General features: G+C 65.7%; 15 protein-coding genes. 7 read left to right on the plus strand and 8 right to left on the minus strand.

Annotation, left to right across the window (positions count from 1 at the left end; all coding sequences use genetic code 11):
* Positions 1-114: 114 nt before the first annotated feature.
* Both ACP7BY_RS00970 and ACP7BY_RS00975 read right to left on the minus strand, forming a co-directional pair.
* The gene (locus ACP7BY_RS00970; RefSeq protein ID WP_137902572.1) at positions 115-939 is read right to left on the minus strand and encodes a 4-(cytidine 5'-diphospho)-2-C-methyl-D-erythritol kinase; all 825 of its coding nucleotides are present in this window, start codon (positions 937-939) and stop codon (positions 115-117) included.
* 73 nt (positions 940-1,012) lie between these two features.
* Positions 1,013-2,656: an electron transfer flavoprotein-ubiquinone oxidoreductase gene (locus ACP7BY_RS00975; protein WP_033966396.1), complete on the minus strand. Its 1,644-nt coding sequence runs from the start codon at positions 2,654-2,656 to the stop codon at positions 1,013-1,015.
* A gap of 160 nt (positions 2,657-2,816) precedes the next feature.
* Here ACP7BY_RS00975 and ACP7BY_RS00980 point away from each other — a divergent pair, with 160 nt between their 5' ends.
* The 3 genes from ACP7BY_RS00980 to moaB are packed head-to-tail and all read left to right on the plus strand — an operon-like array spanning position 2,817 to position 5,903.
* Positions 2,817-3,569 carry a uracil-DNA glycosylase gene (locus ACP7BY_RS00980; protein ID WP_033966370.1) on the plus strand — a complete coding sequence of 251 codons (753 nt, stop codon included), beginning with the start codon at positions 2,817-2,819 and terminating at the stop codon, positions 3,567-3,569.
* A complete protein-coding gene (locus ACP7BY_RS00985) occupies positions 3,566-5,386 on the plus strand; it encodes a lytic transglycosylase domain-containing protein (RefSeq protein WP_137902571.1) in 1,821 nt (606 codons plus the stop codon). The genes ACP7BY_RS00980 and ACP7BY_RS00985 overlap by 4 nt, the downstream gene beginning before the upstream one ends.
* Positions 5,376-5,903 carry a molybdenum cofactor biosynthesis protein B gene (gene moaB, locus ACP7BY_RS00990; protein WP_033966371.1) on the plus strand — a complete coding sequence of 176 codons (528 nt, stop codon included), beginning with the start codon at positions 5,376-5,378 and terminating at the stop codon, positions 5,901-5,903. Before ACP7BY_RS00985 ends, moaB begins: the two co-directional genes overlap by 11 nt.
* Positions 5,904-5,928: 25 nt before the next feature.
* Here moaB and ACP7BY_RS00995 read toward each other — a convergent pair whose 3' ends face one another.
* On the minus strand, positions 5,929-6,348 hold the full coding sequence (locus tag ACP7BY_RS00995) for a YbjN domain-containing protein (protein ID WP_052192473.1): 420 nt from the start codon (positions 6,346-6,348) through the stop codon (positions 5,929-5,931).
* Positions 6,349-6,512: 164 nt separating this feature from the next.
* Positions 6,513-6,848, minus strand: coding sequence for a VOC family protein (locus ACP7BY_RS01000; RefSeq protein ID WP_033966373.1), 336 nt, complete (start codon positions 6,846-6,848; stop codon positions 6,513-6,515).
* 59 nt (positions 6,849-6,907) lie between these two features.
* Here ACP7BY_RS01000 and ACP7BY_RS01005 point away from each other — a divergent pair, with 59 nt between their 5' ends.
* From ACP7BY_RS01005 to ACP7BY_RS01015, 3 genes are read left to right on the plus strand one after another with little or no spacing between them, the layout of a single operon-like run.
* The gene (locus tag ACP7BY_RS01005) at positions 6,908-7,981 is read left to right on the plus strand and encodes a PA0069 family radical SAM protein (RefSeq protein WP_137902570.1); all 1,074 of its coding nucleotides are present in this window, start codon (positions 6,908-6,910) and stop codon (positions 7,979-7,981) included.
* Between the two features lie 44 nt (positions 7,982-8,025).
* Positions 8,026-9,369, plus strand: a complete 1,344-nt coding sequence (locus ACP7BY_RS01010) for an alginate export family protein (RefSeq protein ID WP_052192474.1) — start codon at positions 8,026-8,028, stop codon at positions 9,367-9,369.
* 10 nt (positions 9,370-9,379) lie between these two features.
* Positions 9,380-9,673 (plus strand): DUF167 domain-containing protein, encoded by a 294-nt coding sequence (locus ACP7BY_RS01015; RefSeq protein WP_081988809.1) that lies wholly within the window; start codon positions 9,380-9,382, stop codon positions 9,671-9,673.
* Between the two features lie 133 nt (positions 9,674-9,806).
* On the opposite strand, the gene ACP7BY_RS01020 is transcribed toward ACP7BY_RS01015, so the two are convergent.
* Positions 9,807-11,390: a long-chain fatty acid--CoA ligase gene (locus tag ACP7BY_RS01020; protein WP_033966374.1), complete on the minus strand. Its 1,584-nt coding sequence runs from the start codon at positions 11,388-11,390 to the stop codon at positions 9,807-9,809.
* A gap of 71 nt (positions 11,391-11,461) precedes the next feature.
* Positions 11,462-15,046, minus strand: a complete 3,585-nt coding sequence (gene dnaE / locus ACP7BY_RS01025) for a DNA polymerase III subunit alpha (protein WP_033966378.1) — start codon at positions 15,044-15,046, stop codon at positions 11,462-11,464.
* A 161-nt stretch (positions 15,047-15,207) separates the two neighbouring features.
* On the opposite strand from dnaE, the gene ACP7BY_RS01030 reads away from it, so the two are divergent.
* A complete protein-coding gene (locus ACP7BY_RS01030) occupies positions 15,208-15,753 on the plus strand; it encodes an HdeD family acid-resistance protein (protein ID WP_033966399.1) in 546 nt (181 codons plus the stop codon).
* Here ACP7BY_RS01030 and ACP7BY_RS01035 read toward each other — a convergent pair whose 3' ends face one another.
* A complete protein-coding gene (locus tag ACP7BY_RS01035) occupies positions 15,754-16,644 on the minus strand; it encodes an aspartyl protease family protein (protein WP_033966379.1) in 891 nt (296 codons plus the stop codon).
* Positions 16,645-16,663: 19 nt separating this feature from the next.
* A complete protein-coding gene (locus ACP7BY_RS01040) occupies positions 16,664-17,143 on the minus strand; it encodes a glutathione peroxidase (protein ID WP_033966381.1) in 480 nt (159 codons plus the stop codon).
* Positions 17,144-17,145: the final 2 nt, after the last annotated feature.

A 17,145-nucleotide genomic window follows, 5' to 3' on the forward strand; every position in this document is an offset into this window, starting at 1 on the left:
TGGGGGCGGCGGACCCGTTCGATCCGACCGCTGCAAGGCCAGTGCCAAGCGCGCATTTCCGCCGTTGCGGCACAGCGCGCTGCATCGTCTGTCCCGAAATGGAGCGCGAGAGCGTCATGCGAGTCGCGTTTCGAGACACCACCACCCCGGCTGGGCGGCACGAATGCGCGTCGCGGCGGCGGCGCGCTCCGCCTCATCCGTATAGAGGGCAAAGCAGGTCGCGCCCGAGCCCGACATGCGCGCCAGCACTGGATTGCCCTCGCCAAGCGCGTCCAGCACTGCGTCGATTTCGGGCGCAAGTGCGCGCGCCGGTGCCTCCAGGTCATTGCGCCCTTCGAGCGCCATCGCCAGCACGTCCCCGGTCGGCAATGCGCCGCGATCGACGCCATCCCACGCCTTGAACACCGCCGCCGTCGATACGGCGACGCCGGGGTTCACCAGCAACGTCGGCATATCCGCCAGCCCGGCAAGCGCTTCCAGCCGCTCGCCGCGCCCCTGCCCCATCGCGGTGCGCCCAAGCAGGCAGGCCGGCACGTCCGAACCAAGCGCCGCCGCAATCTCGAACAGGCGCGGGTCGTCAGTCGCGACATCGTGCGCCCGCGCCAGCGCGCGCAAGGCGGCCGCCGCATCGGCGGAGCCGCCGCCAATGCCCGAAGCGACCGGCAAATGCTTGTCGAGCGTGAAGGCCCCGCCCACGGGCACGCCGAAGCGATCGGCAAAGGCGCGCGCGGCGCGCGTGACGAGATTGTCGCCCTCGCCCGACAGGCCACCCGCAAACGGGCCGGTGATGGTCAGCGAGAGCGGCCCTGGCTCCAGCGAAACGGTGTCGCCATCGGCGACAAAGGCGAACAGCGTTTCCAGCTCATGATAGCCATCGGTGCGCCGCGCGCGGACGTGCAGCGCGAGGTTGATCTTGGCGGGGGCGTTTTCGGTGATCATCGGCGGCAGCCCCTAGAGCAAGATCGCATCGGTTGAAAACAGCGATGCGAGCCTGCGGAGGGAAACGCCCCCATCACATATTCGGATAATTCGGTCCGCCGCCGCCCTCCGGCACCACCCAGTTGATGTTCTGCGTCGGGTCCTTGATGTCGCAGGTCTTGCAATGGACGCAATTCTGCGCGTTGATGACGAACTTCGGGTTGCCCTCTTCCTGCCCGACGATTTCATACACGCCCGCCGGGCAATAACGCTGCGCCGGCTCGTCATACATTGGCAGGTCATATTCGACCGGGATGTTCGGGTCCTTCAGCGTCAAATGGACGGGCTGGTCCTCCTCGTGATTGGTGTTCGAGATGAACACCGAGGAGAGACGATCGAAGGTCAGCACGCCATCGGGCTTGGGATAGGCGATCGGCTTGACCTGATCCTTGCGCCACAGGCTTTCGTTGTTGGGGTGGTGCTTCATCGTGAAGGGCATCTTGATGCCGATATATTCGGCCCACATCGTCACGTTCGCCAGCGCCGAACCGATCAGCTCGCCGAACTTTTCGACCAAAGGCACGACGTTGCGGACGATCGACAGCTCCTTCTTGACCCAGCTCGCCTCGAACGCCTCCGGGTACGCCGCCAGCTCATCATGCTGGCGCTGCGATAGGATCGCATCGACCGCAGCTTCCGCCGCCATCATGCCGCTCTTCATCGCGGTGTGCGTGCCCTTGATGCGCGGAACGTTGAGGAAACCGGCCGAACAGCCGATCAGCGCACCGCCGGGGAAGACCAGCTTGGGGATCGACTGCAAGCCGCCATCGCTAATCGCGCGCGCGCCATAGGACACGCGCTTTGCACCTTTCAGGATCTCGGCGACCTTGGGATGGGTCTTCCAGCGCTGCATTTCGTGGAAGGGCGACAGATACGGGTTGGAATAGCTGAGCCAGGTGACGAAACCGAGCGCGACCTGCCCATTGGCCTGGTGATACAGGAAGCCGCCGCCATTGGAGCCCTCGGTCTCATTGAGCGGCCAGCCCTGGGTGTGGATCACGCGGCCGGGCACATGGTTTTCGGGGGCGATGTCCCACAATTCCTTGATGCCGATGCCGTAGACCTGCGGCTGGCTGTCCTTCGCCAGATCGAAGGTGCGGATGATCTGCTTGGACAGATGGCCGCGCACGCCCTCCCCGAAGAAGGTGTATTTGGCGTGGATTTCGAGGCCCGGCGTATAATCGGGCTTGTGCGTGCCGTCGCGCGCCACGCCCATATCGCCGGTGGCGACGCCCTTTACCGAGCCATCGTCATTGTAGAGAATCTCGGCAGCGGCAAAGCCCGGGAAAATCTCGACGCCCAGCTCCTCGGCCTGAGTCGCCAGCCAGCGGCACAGATTGCCCAAGCTGCCGGTATAGGTGCCCTTATTGTGCATGAAGGGCGGCGTGAGGAAATGCGGCACCGCGACCTTGCCGGTCTTGGACAGCATCCAATGCTGGTTGTCGGTGACGGGCACCTCGGCAAGCGGGCAGCCCTTTTCGCGCCAATCGGGGATCAGCTCATCGAGCGAGCGCGGATCGATGACCGCGCCCGACAAAATGTGCGCGCCGACTTCGGAGCCTTTTTCAAGGATGCAGACCGACAGGTCCGCGCCCTTTTCGGCCGCAACCTGTTTCAGCCGGATCGCCGCCGACAGGCCGGCAGGGCCAGCCCCGACGATTACGACGTCATAGGGCATGGATTCGCGGTGGTTTTCGGCCCCAGTTTCTTGGCTGCTCACATCTCGTCTCCATCGCGGACGCCACCTGCGCATTCTCGTCGCGCGCGCGGCACGTCCTGTCCATCTCCGCGTGCCAGCGAATTGACCTTCACGTCAACATAGGAGTCTAAAGGAACGCATGGGGGCTGACCAGAATATCGATTGGCGTTTGGCGGCGGCGAGCGCGCTGGAATGGTGGCGCGACGTCGGCATCGACACGCTGGTCGATGAGGACGCGCGCGACTGGACCGCCACCCCGCTTGCACCGGTCGAAACCCAGCCACAGCGCCCGGCCCCGCGCGCCGTAGCGGCACCGGTCGTCGTGCCGCTACCGGTTACGCTCGATGCGTTCCTCGCGTGGCGCACTGGTCCCGATGCGCCGGAAGCAGCGTGGCGCGGCGATCCGATCGCGGCATCGGGCAATCCCGCCGCAGACATCATGATTTTGGTGGATGTGCCCGATCGCGACGATAGCGATACCGGCGTGCTGCTGAGTGGCACGGTCGGGCGGTTGTTCGACCGGATGCTGGCCGCGATCGGGCGGGATCGCGAATCGGTGTACCTTGCGCCAATGTGCTCGGTGCGCCCGATGGCGGGCCGAATCGCGCCGGAAATCGAGGCGCGGCTGGTCGAGATTGCGCGCCATCATGTCGCGCTGGTCGCCCCGAAACGGGTACTCCTATTAGGGAATGCGCCCAGTCGTGGATTTACCGGGATGGACGTCGCGCGTGCCCGCGGTAGTTTGCAGGCAATTAACCTCGAAGGTGGCATGGGTGGGACCACGGTTGATGTGGTGGCCAGTTTCCATCCGCGACTCTTGCTGGAACGGCCCGCCGAAAAGGCGCGCGCGTGGAAGGATTTGCAGATGCTGATCGCAGGATTGGACGCATGAGCGCTAGACTGGCTGTCGTCGCCACCTTGGCGCTCGCCGTTCCCGGTGTCGCGCATGCGGCGGGGGAGCCGCCGGCCTCGATCGAAACCGCCAGTCCGCGCGGCGTTATTCCCGCACAGCTCGATGTCGAGCAGCGCGAGGGTTATCGCGCGGTCTTCGCCAGCATCCGCAGCCAGAGATGGCAGGACGCCCAGCTTCAGCTCGCCGCGCTCAAGCCCGGCCCGCTCCACGCGATCGCGCAGGCGGAATTGCTGACCGCCAAGGGTTCGCCCAAGGCCGATCTCGACCCGTTGATGAAGCTGCTCGCCAGTGCGCCCGAACTGCCCCAGGCCAAGCAGATCCTGACGATGGCCGCGTCGCGCGGGGGTGTCGGGTTGCCGCCGCTGCCCGAGGCACGCGCGCTCACCTGGATCGACGGCGCGCCCGCCCGCAAGCGCGCGAAGAGCTTCGGCAAAGGCGATCTGCTCGCGGTCGAACTCGCGCTGAAGATGCAGCCGATGATCAAGGAAGATCGCGGGGCGGATGCGCAGGCGCTGCTCGAGGCGACGCCGGGGCTTTCCAGCGACCTGCAGACCGAATGGCAGCGCAAGATCGCCTGGATGTATTTCCTGGCGGGTGACGACAGCAATGCCCGCGCGATGGCGCAGAAGGCCGCCGCCGGATATGGCGATTTCGCGGTCGAGGGCCAGTGGGTCGGGGCGCTGGCGGCATGGCGGCAGCATGATTGCGCCGCCGCTGGCACGCTGTTCGAGGGCGTTGCCGCGCGCGCCAGCGATGTCGACCTGCGCGCGGCGGCACTCTATTGGGCGGCGCGCGCCGACATGCAGTGCGCGCGGCCCGATCGCGTCGAGAACCGGCTGAAGAACGCGGCGCAATATCGCGAGACGTTTTACGGGCTGCTGGCACGCCAGGCGCTCGGCATTCGCGAAACCGCCGCGCACCCGATGGCGGCCGTGGTCGCGAGCGACTGGCAGACGCTTGGTCGCCGCCCCAATGTGCGCGTTGCGGCGGCCTTGGTCGAGATTGGCGAAAACGGGTTGGCCGACAGTGTCATCCGGCAACAAGCGCGGATCGGCGACCCCGCCGAATATCCCGCTTTGGTCCGCCTTACGACGGCACTCGATCTTCCCGCCACGTTGATCTGGCTGTCGCACAATGGCCCGGTCGGCGCGACGCCGCCAGTCGAGGCGCGCTTCCCCGCGCCCAATTGGGCACCCGATGGCGGCTGGCGCGTCGACAAGGCGCTGGTGTTTGCGCACACGCTGCAGGAATCGCGCTTCCGCACCGATGTGGTGAGCCCGGCCGGTGCCTATGGCCTGATGCAAGTGCGTCCCGGTGCCGCGACCGACATTGCGCGCAAGCAGGGCCGCAATTTCGACCGCAGCGCCCTCTCCCGCCCCGGCACCAATTTTGAGGTCGGGCAAAGCTATCTCGAGCAATTGCGCGACCAGCATTGCACCGACGGGCTGCTGCCCAAGGTGATTGCGGCCTATAACGCCGGGCCTGGGCCGGTCGAGGCGTGGAACGCGCAGGCCCGCGACGGCGGCGATCCGTTGCTTTACATCGAATCGATCCCGTTCTGGGAGACGCGCGGCTATGTCACTACGGTGCTGCGCAACTATTGGGTGTATGAGGCGCAGACCGGCAAGACCGCCTCGGTCAGCCGTGCCGCTTTGTCGCAGGGCCTGTGGCCGCGCTTCCCTGGTTTGCCGGGGGCTGCGGCGGTGCGGTTAACATCAAGTGCGTCCTCGGGCCGCACGATGGCGAGCACCACGGCGACCAGCCCCTCGAGACAAGCGATCGCCCGTGCCGATTGACGAAAGCCTGACCTTCCAGCCCGTCCGCATTGCCGTCCTTACCGTCTCCGACACGCGCGGCCTTGCCGAGGATCGCTCGGGCGATACGCTGGTCGCACGGCTGGAGGAGGCAGGCCATATCCTCGCCGCGCGCGAGATCGTGCGCGACGATGCCGATCTGATTGTCGCCACGCTGCATCGCTGGATCGATGACGAGCAGGTCGATTGCGTCATCACCACCGGCGGCACCGGCGTGACCGGGCGCGACGTGACGCCCGAGGCGATCGAGCGCGTTGCCGACAAGATGATCCCGGGCTTTGGCGAACTGTTCCGCTGGCTCAGTTTCCAGTCGATCGGCACCTCGACCGTGCAATCGCGCGCCTGCGCCTGCGTCACCCGCGGCACCTATATCTTCGCGCTGCCGGGCTCGACCGGCGCGGTGAAGGACGGGTGGGACGGCATCCTGGCGAGCCAGCTCGACAGCCGCCACCGGCCGTGTAACTTCGTCGAGCTCATGCCGCGTTTGCGGGAACGCTAAGCCCTCACAGGCACGCGACTGTCCGCTACTTCTTCGCCGCCGCGCGCTTTTCGTCGAGGAACTTGGCGAGATCGGCGTCCATCGTCTGATACCAGTCGACGATATCGGCAAAATTGGCGAAGGTGGTTTTGCCGATCGCGGAGAAATCCATCCACTCGTCGAGCGTGCCCTCCTTGGTGACCACGATCTTCAAAAAGCGCTTGTCGCGATTCCATTCATTGGCGAGTTCGGGCGTGAACAGCGGCTCGGCCTTATACCAGCTCGAGAATTGATAGGAGCCGCAATCCTTCACGCCGGTGCAGCCGTAAAATTCGATGGTGAAGGAAGACCCGTTGGCTCCGCTCAACACATAGGGCTCGCCTGCCTTGTTGGTCTTGAGCTCGGCCTTGTAGCCCGCGTCATGGAGCGCCTGGACCACCACCGACGGCTGGCGGAGATCGAGCAAGCGCTCTTTATCCTCTTATCCTCCTCCGCAGATGCCACCATCGGCAGGACCGCCAAAGCCGCAAACAACACTGCTGCAGAGCAATGAAGATACGAACGAATCATCGAAAAATCCCCCGGAAATCTTCGTGATATGTATCATCCAGATCTTGGCGGACAAGCACTTCACCTTGGCTGCATCACCGCCAATTCATGCCCCGCCACATCGCGAAAATGAAACCGCCGCCCGCCGGGGAAGGCGAAGATCGCCAGCGTGATCTCGCCTCCTGCCGCCTGTACCGCCGCTTCCGCCATCTCCAGATCCGCCACCTCGATCACCGGCAGCGGGGCCGCGGTCTGTTCCGCGATATCGCCCTGCAGGCCGATATCCGTGTCCCCGCTCATCGTGGAGGCATAGCTTGGCCCGAAATCGGTAAAATCCCAGCCGAAGGCGGCGGTGTAAAACGCCTTGGCCGCGGCAAGGTCGCGAACCGGCAGTTCGAGATAGTTCAGACGCGCCATCGCTGGGTCTCCTCCCAAATGTTCTTGTTACGTTCTTACGTGCCTGCTAGCATCTGTCAATGGCCCAAAACCGCCCCCAGCGCGGCGCAACGCTCAATCGCGAAAGCCGCCGCTTCAACTTGCCCGAGCGCGAGGCGGATGGCGACTGGCTGGATGATCGTGAAGCGCTCGACGGTGCCCCGCCGCGCCTGCGTACCACGGTTACGGTCGAGCGGCCGCGCACGATCATCAGCCGCAACAGCTCACCCGACGTGCCCTTCGATCGGTCGGTTAACCCGTATCGCGGGTGCGAGCATGGCTGCATCTATTGCTTCGCGCGACCGACCCACGCGTTTCACGACCTTTCGCCGGGGCTCGATTTCGAGAGCAAGCTGTTTGCCAAACCCGATGCCCCCGCCCTGTTGCGCGCCGAATTGTCCAAGCGCGGCTATGTTGCGCAACCGATCGCGTTCGGCACCAATACCGACCCCTACCAGCCGATCGAGCGCGAATGGCGGATCACGCGGGGGTGCATCGCGGTGCTGGCCGAGACCAACCATCCCCTCACCATCACCACCAAATCGGACCGGGTGGTGCACGATCTCGACCTGATCGCGCCGATGGCGGCCAAAGGGCTGGCGGCGGTGGCGATTTCGATCACCTCGCTCGACCCCAAAATCGCGATGACGGTCGAACCGCGCGCGCCGACCCCGAAGCGGCGGCTGGCGGCGGTGCGCGCGCTGGTCGCGGCGGGCGTGCCGACGCATGTCTCGATCGCGCCCGTCATCCCCGCGATCACCGATCACGAAATCGAGCATCTGGTCGAGCAAGCGGCGGAGGCGGGCGCGCGCTCGGTCTCGTTCATTCCGGTGCGGCTGCCGTGGGAGGTCGCCCCCTTGTTCAAGGCCTGGCTCGACACGCACTTCCCCGACCGCGCGAGCAAGGTGATGGCGACGATCGCCTCGATCCGGCAGGGCCGAGAGAATGATCCGGGCTTCTTCTCGCGGATGCGCGGCAGTGGCCCCTGGGCGGACTTGCTGCGCACGCGCTTCCTCATCGCATGCCGCAAGCATGGGATGAACCAGGAGCGGATGGTGTTGCGCACCGACCTGTTCCGCCCGCCCGCAGGGCCCCAGGGCGATTTGTTTGGCTGAAGCCGGGTGGGCGTCGTCCGCGATCTTTGCTATGCCCGCGCCGGATGCGGGGGCTTCTGACATTTACGGTGCTGGTCGCCGCCGTTCCGGCTTACGGCCAGGTGCTGCCGCGCGCGCCCGAGGGCGGCGATGTCTCGGCGAACATCCGCCTGCGCTACGAAACGATCCGCGATCAGGCGCGCGCGGGCGTACCCGTCGATGAAGCCTCGACCCAGTTGCGCACGATCGTGCGTGCGACATATCGCAGAGGCCCGCTGACGCTGGGCGGGACGCTGTTCGACAGCCGCGCGCTCGATGCTCCGCGCCCAAGCGCGCTGTCGACGAACGAGGTCAATGGCTTCGAGCCGGTGGAGGCGTTTCTCGGGCTCGATCTGGGCGATGCCGCGCGCAAGCGGCTCTACGGGCATGTGACGCTTGGGCGGCAGACCGCCGACCTGCGCTCGCGCCGGTTGATCGCCAATGACGATTACCGCAACACCACCAACGCCTTTACCGGAGCCCGGCTCGATCTGGCCGACGGCGATCGCTGGAATGTGACTGCTTTCTATCTGCTGCCGCAACAACGCTTGCCCGACGATGCCGCCGGATTGCGGACCGGGCGCGTAGTGCTGGATCGGGAGGGGTTCGATACGCGCATCTGGGGGGCGACGGCCGGGCTGCCGCGCCTGTTCGGTCGCGTTGCGGGCGATATCGGCGCGTACCGCTTCGAGGAACGCGACCGCCCGGACCATGCGACGCGCAATCGTCACCTGACGACGCTGACCGCACGGCTGGTCGCCCCCGCCAGCCCGGGCAAAACCGATGGCGAAGTCGAGATCATGCGCCAGACCGGCACGATTGCCGTCAGCCTTGCCCCCACCGCCGCACGCGTGCCGGTGGAGACGTGGTTCGCGCACGCGCGGATCGGCTATCAATGGACCAGGGCATGGACGCCGCGTCTCGCCGTCGAGGGCGATTATGCTTCGGGCGACCGCCGCAACGGCGGCTATGGTCGGTTCGACACGCTGTACGGCATGCGCCGCGCCGATTTTTCCCCAGCGGGACTGTATAATGCGGTGACGCGCAGCAACCTGATTTCGCTCGGACCCCGGCTGGAGGTGACGCCGTCGCGCCGCGTGGACGCGATGCTGTCGGTCAAGAAACTGTGGCTCGCCTCGGCACGCGATGCCTTTGCCACCACCAGCGTGGTCGACCCGACCGGGCAATCGGGCCGCGATGCCGGGTGGCAGAGTGATGCCCGCGTGCGGTTCTGGGCGGTGCCCAAGCGCCTCCAGCTTGAGGCCGACGGAGTGTGGCTGGCAAAGGGCCGCTTCCTCGCCAGCGCGCTCAACCGTGCCAGTGACCACGACACGCTATACCTGTCGCTCAACGCGTCGGTATTCTTTTAAGAAGGCGGGCATGAGCCGCATCAAGAACAGCTTCCCCCCGCGCGAGGAACTCGAACGATTGATCGATGCGCACGGGCATTTGACGATCCGCGCAACCCCCAATGCGGGCGCGAACGACATCCGCCTGCCCGCCGATGGAGCGCCCGCTGTGCTCAACGTGCGGACCACCGTGACGCCCGAGGATGGCAAGGCCAATGACGCGATCCTCGCCTTGCTCGCCAAGGCGCTGGGTCGACCGCGATCGGCGCTAACGCTGGTGCGCGGCGCGACCGCGCGCGACAAGGTGGTGCTGGTGACGCGCTAGCGCGGGAGTATTGCCGCGAATCCCCGTTCGCCCTGAGCTTGTCGAAGGGCACCTCTCAAAGCGCAGGACGCGCGTGGCGCGAGCGGGGCTTCGACAAGCTCAGCCCGAACGGAAAGAAGCGGAAGCCTCAGCTTCAGGCCGCCGCCAGCACATGGTCCTTGAACTGTTCGCGCAAGGCAGTTTTGAGCAGCTTGCCGGTCGCAGTGTGCGGCAGCGCCTCGACGAACACGATTTCATCGGGCAACCACCATTTGGCCACGTGACGGCCAAGGTGGACCAGAATCTCGTGCGGGGTCACCGCACTGCCGGGCTTGCGCACGACGACCAGCAGCGGGCGTTCGTCCCATTTCGGGTGATACACGCCGATTGCCGCCGCCTCGGCAACGCCGGGGCAGCCGATCGCGGCATTTTCGAGATCGACCGAGGAAATCCACTCGCCACCCGATTTGATGACGTCCTTGGCGCGATCGGTGATCTGCATCGTGCCGTCGCCGTGGAGCACCGCGACATCGCCGGTGTCGAACCAATTGTCGGCATCGACCGCGTCCTCCGTGGCCTTGAAGTAGCGTTTCACCACCCACGGCCCGCGCACTTGCAACCGACCCGAACTGGTGCCGTCGCGCGGCAGCACAGCCCCCGCATCATCGACGATACGCAATTCGATGCCGAAGGGAATCTGCCCCTGCTTGCCGACATGGTCGAGTTGGGCCTCCGCGCTCATCTCGTCCCAATGCGGCGGCGGAAAACCGGCGGTGCCGACCGGCGAGGTCTCGGTCATCCCCCACAGATGCTTGACCTCGACGCCCATGCCCATGATCCGCTCGATCATCGCGCGCGGCGCGGCCGAGCCGCCGATCGTCACTTGGCTAAGGAAGCGTGGCACCTCGCCGGTCGCATCGATATGGCCGAACATCGCCAGCCACACCGTCGGCACGCCCGCCGAATGCGTGACCTTTTCCTGGTTCATCAAGCGGCACAGCACCGCCGGATCGTTGACCGCAGCATAGACGAATTTCGCGCCGGCCAGCGCGCCCGCGAACGGCAATCCCCAGGAGGCGGCGTGGAACATCGGCACGACCGGCAGCACGACGGCGGAAGGCGAGAGGTTGAACACCCAGGGTGCGACTTCGGCCATGGCGTGGATCACGGTCGAGCGATGTTCGTACAGCACGCCCTTGGGGTTACCGGTAGTGCCGCTGGTGTAGCAGAGCATACACGGATCGCGCTCTGGCCCTTCGTGCCAGCTATAGGCCCCGTCCTCAGGCGCAATCAGCGCATCGAAGCCGCCATCGTCGAAACAGACATAGCGTTCGATGCTGGTCCACAGCGGTTTGAGCCGGTCGACCAAAGGCTGGAACTGCTTGTCATAGAGCAGCACGCGGTCTTCGGCATGGTTGGCGATATAGATAAGTTGTTCGTCGAACAGGCGCGGGTTGATGGTGTGGATCACCCCGCCCATCCCGATCGTGCCATACCAGGCGACCAGATGGTGGCTGTGGTTCATCGCCAGTGTGGCGACGCGGTCGCCGGGCTTAAGCCCGATCCGCTCCAGCGCCTGCGCCAGCTTGCGGGCATCGCGGGCGACCCCTGCCCAATCGCTGCGGGTTTCGCGTCCATCGGCCCAATAGCTGACGATCTCACGCCCGCCATGTTCGCGCGCGGCGTGGTCCAGCAGCCGCGGCACCCGCAATTCGAAATCCTGCATTCCGCCGAGCATAAACTCCCCTCCCGCTTGCGGGAGGGGCTGGGGGAGGGAATGCTTCCTTCGCCCCGCCGCCGCTCCCGCTACTATCCGACGAGTGCCAGCCGCGCCTCTGCGGTTCTCAGCACTACGTTCGAAACATCCTGCAAGGCTTCGATCCGCGCGGCAAGCTCCCCGTCGAGCAGAAAGTCGCGCCCGAGCAGCACGCGGGTGGTCTCGCCCGGCGAAACCGTCACCGTCGCCCATATCTCGCCGCGTGCGCCGCGTGCCTCCGACAGCATGCTCGCAAGTGCCGCCATCGCGCCCGGCGCATCGACCGACAATTCCAGGCAGAAGCGCGCGTTGGAGGCGAGCGATTCGAAGGATTGCAGCCGCTTGACCGAGACACGCGGGGTTTCCTCGCCGGGGCGGCGATCGAGCTCGACCGTCGCCAGGCCGCAGCCTCCGGTGCGCGCGCATTCCTCCAGCTCGGCGGCGACCGCATCGTCGAAGCAGGTCGCCATGAACTGGCCCGACGGGTCCGACAGCGTCGCCATCATATAGCGCTTGCCGCGCGCCGAGGTGCGCCAGCGCGCATCCTCGACCAGCACCGCCATGGTCGCACCGGCGCGGGTGCCGTCATCGGGAATGTTGAGTTCGCCCAGCGTGACGAAGCTGCGCGCGCCGTGCAGCTTGGCCAAATGGCTGTGCCGGTCGACCGGATGCGCGGAGAAATAAAAGCCGAACGCCTCACGCTCCTGGTCCATCCGTTCGGCCATCGTCCAGCGCGCGGAGAGCGGGAATTTGATCGGCGGTTCGGACGCTTCGGCGGTGCCGAACAGGCCGCCCTGCCCGCTGATTTTCTGGTCGTGAATCCGCGCGGCGGTGGCGAGGATCGTCTCGGCGCTCGCCACGATCCCGGCGCGATTGTCATTGAGCGCATCGAACGCGCCCGCCGCCGCGAGCGTTTCCAACTGCCGCTTGTTGAGGATGCGCGGATCGATGCGGCGTGCGAGATCGTCGATCGACTCGAACGGCCCGCCCGCCTCGCGCTCCGCGACGAGCTTTTCCATCGCGCCTTCGCCGACCGATTTGAGCGCGGCGAGCGCATAGCGCACGGCGAGCCCGTCGCCGCTATCCTCGACCGAGAATTCGGCTTCGCTGCGGTTGATGTCGGGCGGCAGAATAGCGACGCCAAGGCGGCGCATATCGTCGATGAACACGCTCAATTTGTCGGTCTGCGCCTGATCGAAGCACATCGAGGCCGCGAAAAATTCGTGCGGGTGGTGCGCCTTGAGCCACGCTGTCTGATAGGACAGCAAGGCGTAGGCGGCGGCGTGCGACTTGTTGAAGCCGTAGCCGGCGAATTTGTCGATCAAGTCGAACAATTCGTTGGCCTTGGCTTCGGGAATGCCGTTGATCGTCTTGCAGCCCTCGACGAAACCCGCGCGCTGCGCGTCCATTTCGGACTTCACCTTCTTGCCCATCGCGCGACGCAGCAAATCGGCTTGTCCGAGCGAATAGCCGGCCAGGATCTGCGCCGCCTGCATCACCTGTTCCTGATAAACGAAAATGCCGTAGGTTTCTGACAAGATGCCTTCGAGCAGCGGGTGCGGATAGGCGATCTCTTCCTGCCCATTCTTGCGACGGCCGAACATCGGGATATTGTCCATCGGGCCCGGACGATACAGCGAGACGAGCGCGATGATGTCGCCGAAATTGGACGGGCGAACGGCCGACAGCGTGCGGCGCATCCCTTCGGATTCGAGCTGGAAGACGCCGACCGTGTCGCCCTTTTGCAGCAATTTGTAGACGCCCTCGTCATCCCATTCGAGCGCGTCGAGATCGACCACCACGCCGCGCGCGGCCAACAGGTCGATCGCCTTCTTGAGCACCGACAACGTCTTGAGGCCGAGAAAGTCGAACTTCACGAGGCCTGCGCCCTCGACATATTTCATGTCGAATTGCGTGACGGGCATGTCCGAACGCGGATCGCGGTAGAGCGGCACGAGATCGGCGAGCGGACGGTCGCCGATCACCACGCCCGCGGCGTGGGTCGAGCTGTGGCGCGGCAGGCCTTCGAGCTTCATCGCCAGATCGAGCAAATGCCGCACGCTGCGATCGTTCTTATATTCGCTGTGCAGTTCCGACACGCCGTCGATCGCGCGTTTCAGGTCCCACGGGTCGGCGGGAAGGTTGGGGATCAGCTTGGCAAGCCGGTCGATCTGGCCATAGCCCATTTGCAGCACGCGCCCGGTGTCCTTCAGCACCGCGCGCGCCTTCAGCTTACCGAAGGTGATGATCTGCGCGACCTGGTCGCGGCCATATTTCTCCTGGACGTAGCGGATCACCTCGCCACGCCGCGTTTCGCAAAAGTCGATGTCGAAGTCGGGCATCGACACGCGTTCCGGGTTGAGGAAGCGTTCGAACAGCAGGCCGAGTTTCATCGGGTCGAGATCGGTGATGGTCAGCGCCCAGGCGACGACCGAGCCCGCGCCCGAACCACGCCCCGGCCCCACCGGGATGTCATGATCCTTCGCCCATTTGATGAAGTCCCCGACGATCAGGAAGTAGCCGGGGAAGCCCATCTGGATGATGACGTCGAGCTCGAAATCGAGCCGCTTGCGGTACGGCTCGCGCCAGTCCGAATCTCCCCTCCCGCGTGCGGGAGGGGTTGGGGGAGGGCCTGAACCAGCCGCAGAAGACTCCCCTCCCCCAGTCACACCCGCAAGCGGGAGGGGAGCAGAAACCGCGAGTTGTTCGATCCGGTCGAGCCGCCGCTCGAGCCCGGCATGGGCATCCTCGCGCAGCTTGGCGGCCTCGGCGGTGGGATCGCCGGCGAGGCTCGGCAGGATCGGCTTGCGCTTGGGCGCGCCGACGCCGCAGCGCTGCGCCACCACCAGCGTGTTGGCGATCGCCTCGGGCAAGTCCGCGAACAGCTCGCGCATGTCCTTGGCGGGCTTCATCCACGCGTCCGGCGAGGTGCGCGGCCGGTCTTCGCTGGCGACATAGGTCGAATTGGCGATGCACAGCAACGCATCGTGCGCCTCGCTGAAATCCTGCGTGGCGAAGCAGCACGGGTTGGTCGCGACCAGCGGCAGATTGCGGTCGTAGGCAAGATCGAGCAGCGCCGGTTCGGCCTTGCCTTCGATCTCATCGAGCCGCCGGGTCAGCTCGATATAGAGCCGGTCGGGGAACAAGGCCTGCAGGCGATCGGCATAAGCCAGCGCGCGATCGGGCTGATCCTCGGCGAACAGCCGCGCCAGTGCACCTTCACGACCGGCGGTGAGCGCGAGCAGGCCGTCGGTGCGGCCCTCCAGCGCGGCGAAGGGGACGTGCGGCGCGAGTTCGAGCGGGCGATCGAGATGCGCTTGCGATACCAGCACGCACAGATTGCGATAGCCATCCTCATCCTGTGCGTAGAGCGCGATCCAGTCGAGCACGGGCGGTGCATTCTCGGGCATATCGGGGCGAGCGACGCCGAGCATCGTGCCGATCACCGGCTGCACCCCCGCCGCGCGCGCGGCATCGCCAAACGCCATCGCGGCGTACAGGCCGTTACGGTCGGTCAAGGCGGCGGCGGGAAAGCCCAGTTCCTGCGCGCGTTTGGCAATCGCCTTTGGCTCGATCGCGCCATCGAGCATGGTGTAGGAAGAGAAGATCCGAAGGGGTACGAACGCGGAATGGGCCATTCCGGTTGGTAGCGCCCAACGCGCCGATTCGTAAAGCTGCGAACTCGGCAGCGGCCGCGTTGCCCGTAAACTTACGTATAGTGCGCCTGACACGATCGGCGTTCTGATATAAAAATCAGCTTGTTCAACGCCCCCCCGTGCACTTCACCCTGGAGACAGACATGAGCGACACGACTTTCGGTTCGTCCACCACATCCGCTCGCGTCGGGACCGGTTGGCTACTGGCTTACGGCCTCCTCAGCATCGCGGTCGGCATCACCGCATTTCTCTGGCCGGTCAGCGCGACGCTGACCGCCACGCTGCTCGCCGGGTCCTTCCTGATCGCGACCGGTGCGATCGCGGTAGTCGCGAGCTTCGGCCTGCGCGGCCATCATTTCTCCGCTTACACCTTGCTGAGCGGCATCCTTTCGCTGGCGATCGGCGCGTGGATCATCGTCGAACCCGCAAGCGGCGCGGTCTCGCTGACGTTGCTGATCGCGATTTGGCTGACCGTGCGCGGCGTGATCGAAATCGCTATCGGCACGCGCTTCCGGCGCTTCGGGATCAGCCTGATCCTGCTCGGTATTCTTAACATCGTGCTGGCGGTGTGGATCATCTGGGGCATCCCCTTCACCGCGCTGACGCTGCCGGGTTATGTGCTCGGGATCAGCTTCCTGTTCAGCGGCATCACCGCCACGCTGCAGGCGATCGGCACGCGCGGGCGCTGATCACTCGCCGATCGAAAAGGCCCCATCGGCATGCAGCACCAGCGTCATGCCCGATAGCAGATCGAACCCCAAAACTCCGGTGGTACGCCCCTCGACCACCGCCGCCTCCGGCAACGGTTGCGGGGCGTCGCCCACCTTCAGGGTAACGGGGCCGACGATATCCATGGTCACCGTCTTCCCCCCAACCCCGCGGCTCTGCGCGGTCCGCAGCCGGGGAAGACGGGGGGCGGCAGTGGCCGGGATCGCACTGCGCCAGGCACCGCTATCGACCAGAAAAAACGGCGTATCCGCCCCCTCCCCCACGCCGACCGGAACATGCGGACGCCCATCGCCGCGCCAGCCTGGTGCCGCAACCCGAGCGCCCTTGGCCAGAGGACGGCAGGCCACCGCACCCGCGTCCGCCACGGTCGCCACGCCACCGCGAAAATCGACGCGCACGCACCCCGTAGCGGCCAGTGCCTGCGGAGCGATAACGCCCGCCAGTCCTAGCGCCTCGAGCGGCCCCAGCGGCATCGCCAGCACACGGTCCACATGGCGAAGCGGCGCGCCCTCCGCCGTCGCGATATCGACACCCGTCACGTAGCGCCCCGCGACGGCGACGCCGCCGCTATCGGTGCCGGTCTGCGTCGTCGCCCCGCTCAGCCCGAGCTGGGTCGCAGTACGCTCGCTCAGCACGATTTCGGAGGCACCCGTGTCGAACAGAAAGCGAAGCGAAGTGCCGCCGATCCGCAGCGTCACGATCGGCAACTGCGCACCCACCGGATGCCCATCGAGCTGCTGCGGTCGCTCGATCGCGATGGAGCGCTCAGGGATAGCTTCCGCCATGACGGGCGACGCCACCACCATCGCTATCGCTGACCCCAACGCCACCGAGTAGCGCGTCAAAACCATACCGCCCACGACGTACCTCTCAGAGCAGCTTTTCGATATCCGCCGCAATCGCCTCGGGCTTGGTCGTCGGCGCATAACGTTCAACCACCTGCCCGTCCTTGCCGACGAGGAATTTGGTGAAGTTCCACTTGATGCCCTCGGTGCCAAGGATCCCCGGCGCCTGCTTCTTGAGCGCGACGAACAGCGGGTCGGCATTGGTGCCGTTGACGTCGATCTTGGCGAAGACCGGGAAGGTCACGTCATAGGTCAGCGAGCAGAAATTGGCGATTTCCGCGGCATCGCCCGGCTCCTGCGCGCCGAACTGGTTGCAGGGGAAGCCAAGCACCTCAAACCCACGATCGCCGAATTGGCGGTGCAGCGCCTCCAGCCCTTCATATTGCGGGGTGAAGCCGCATTTGGAGGCGGTGTTGACGATCAGGAGCACCTTGCCCGCATAAGCCGACAGGTCGACCGGCGTGCCGTCGGCGGCTTTAACCGTGAGATCGGTGATGGCAGGCATGA

Origin of the sequence: Sphingomonas sp. PSPC2-2 (assembly GCF_049897725.1) — a bacterium.
GTDB lineage: Bacteria > Pseudomonadota > Alphaproteobacteria > Sphingomonadales > Sphingomonadaceae > Sphingomonas.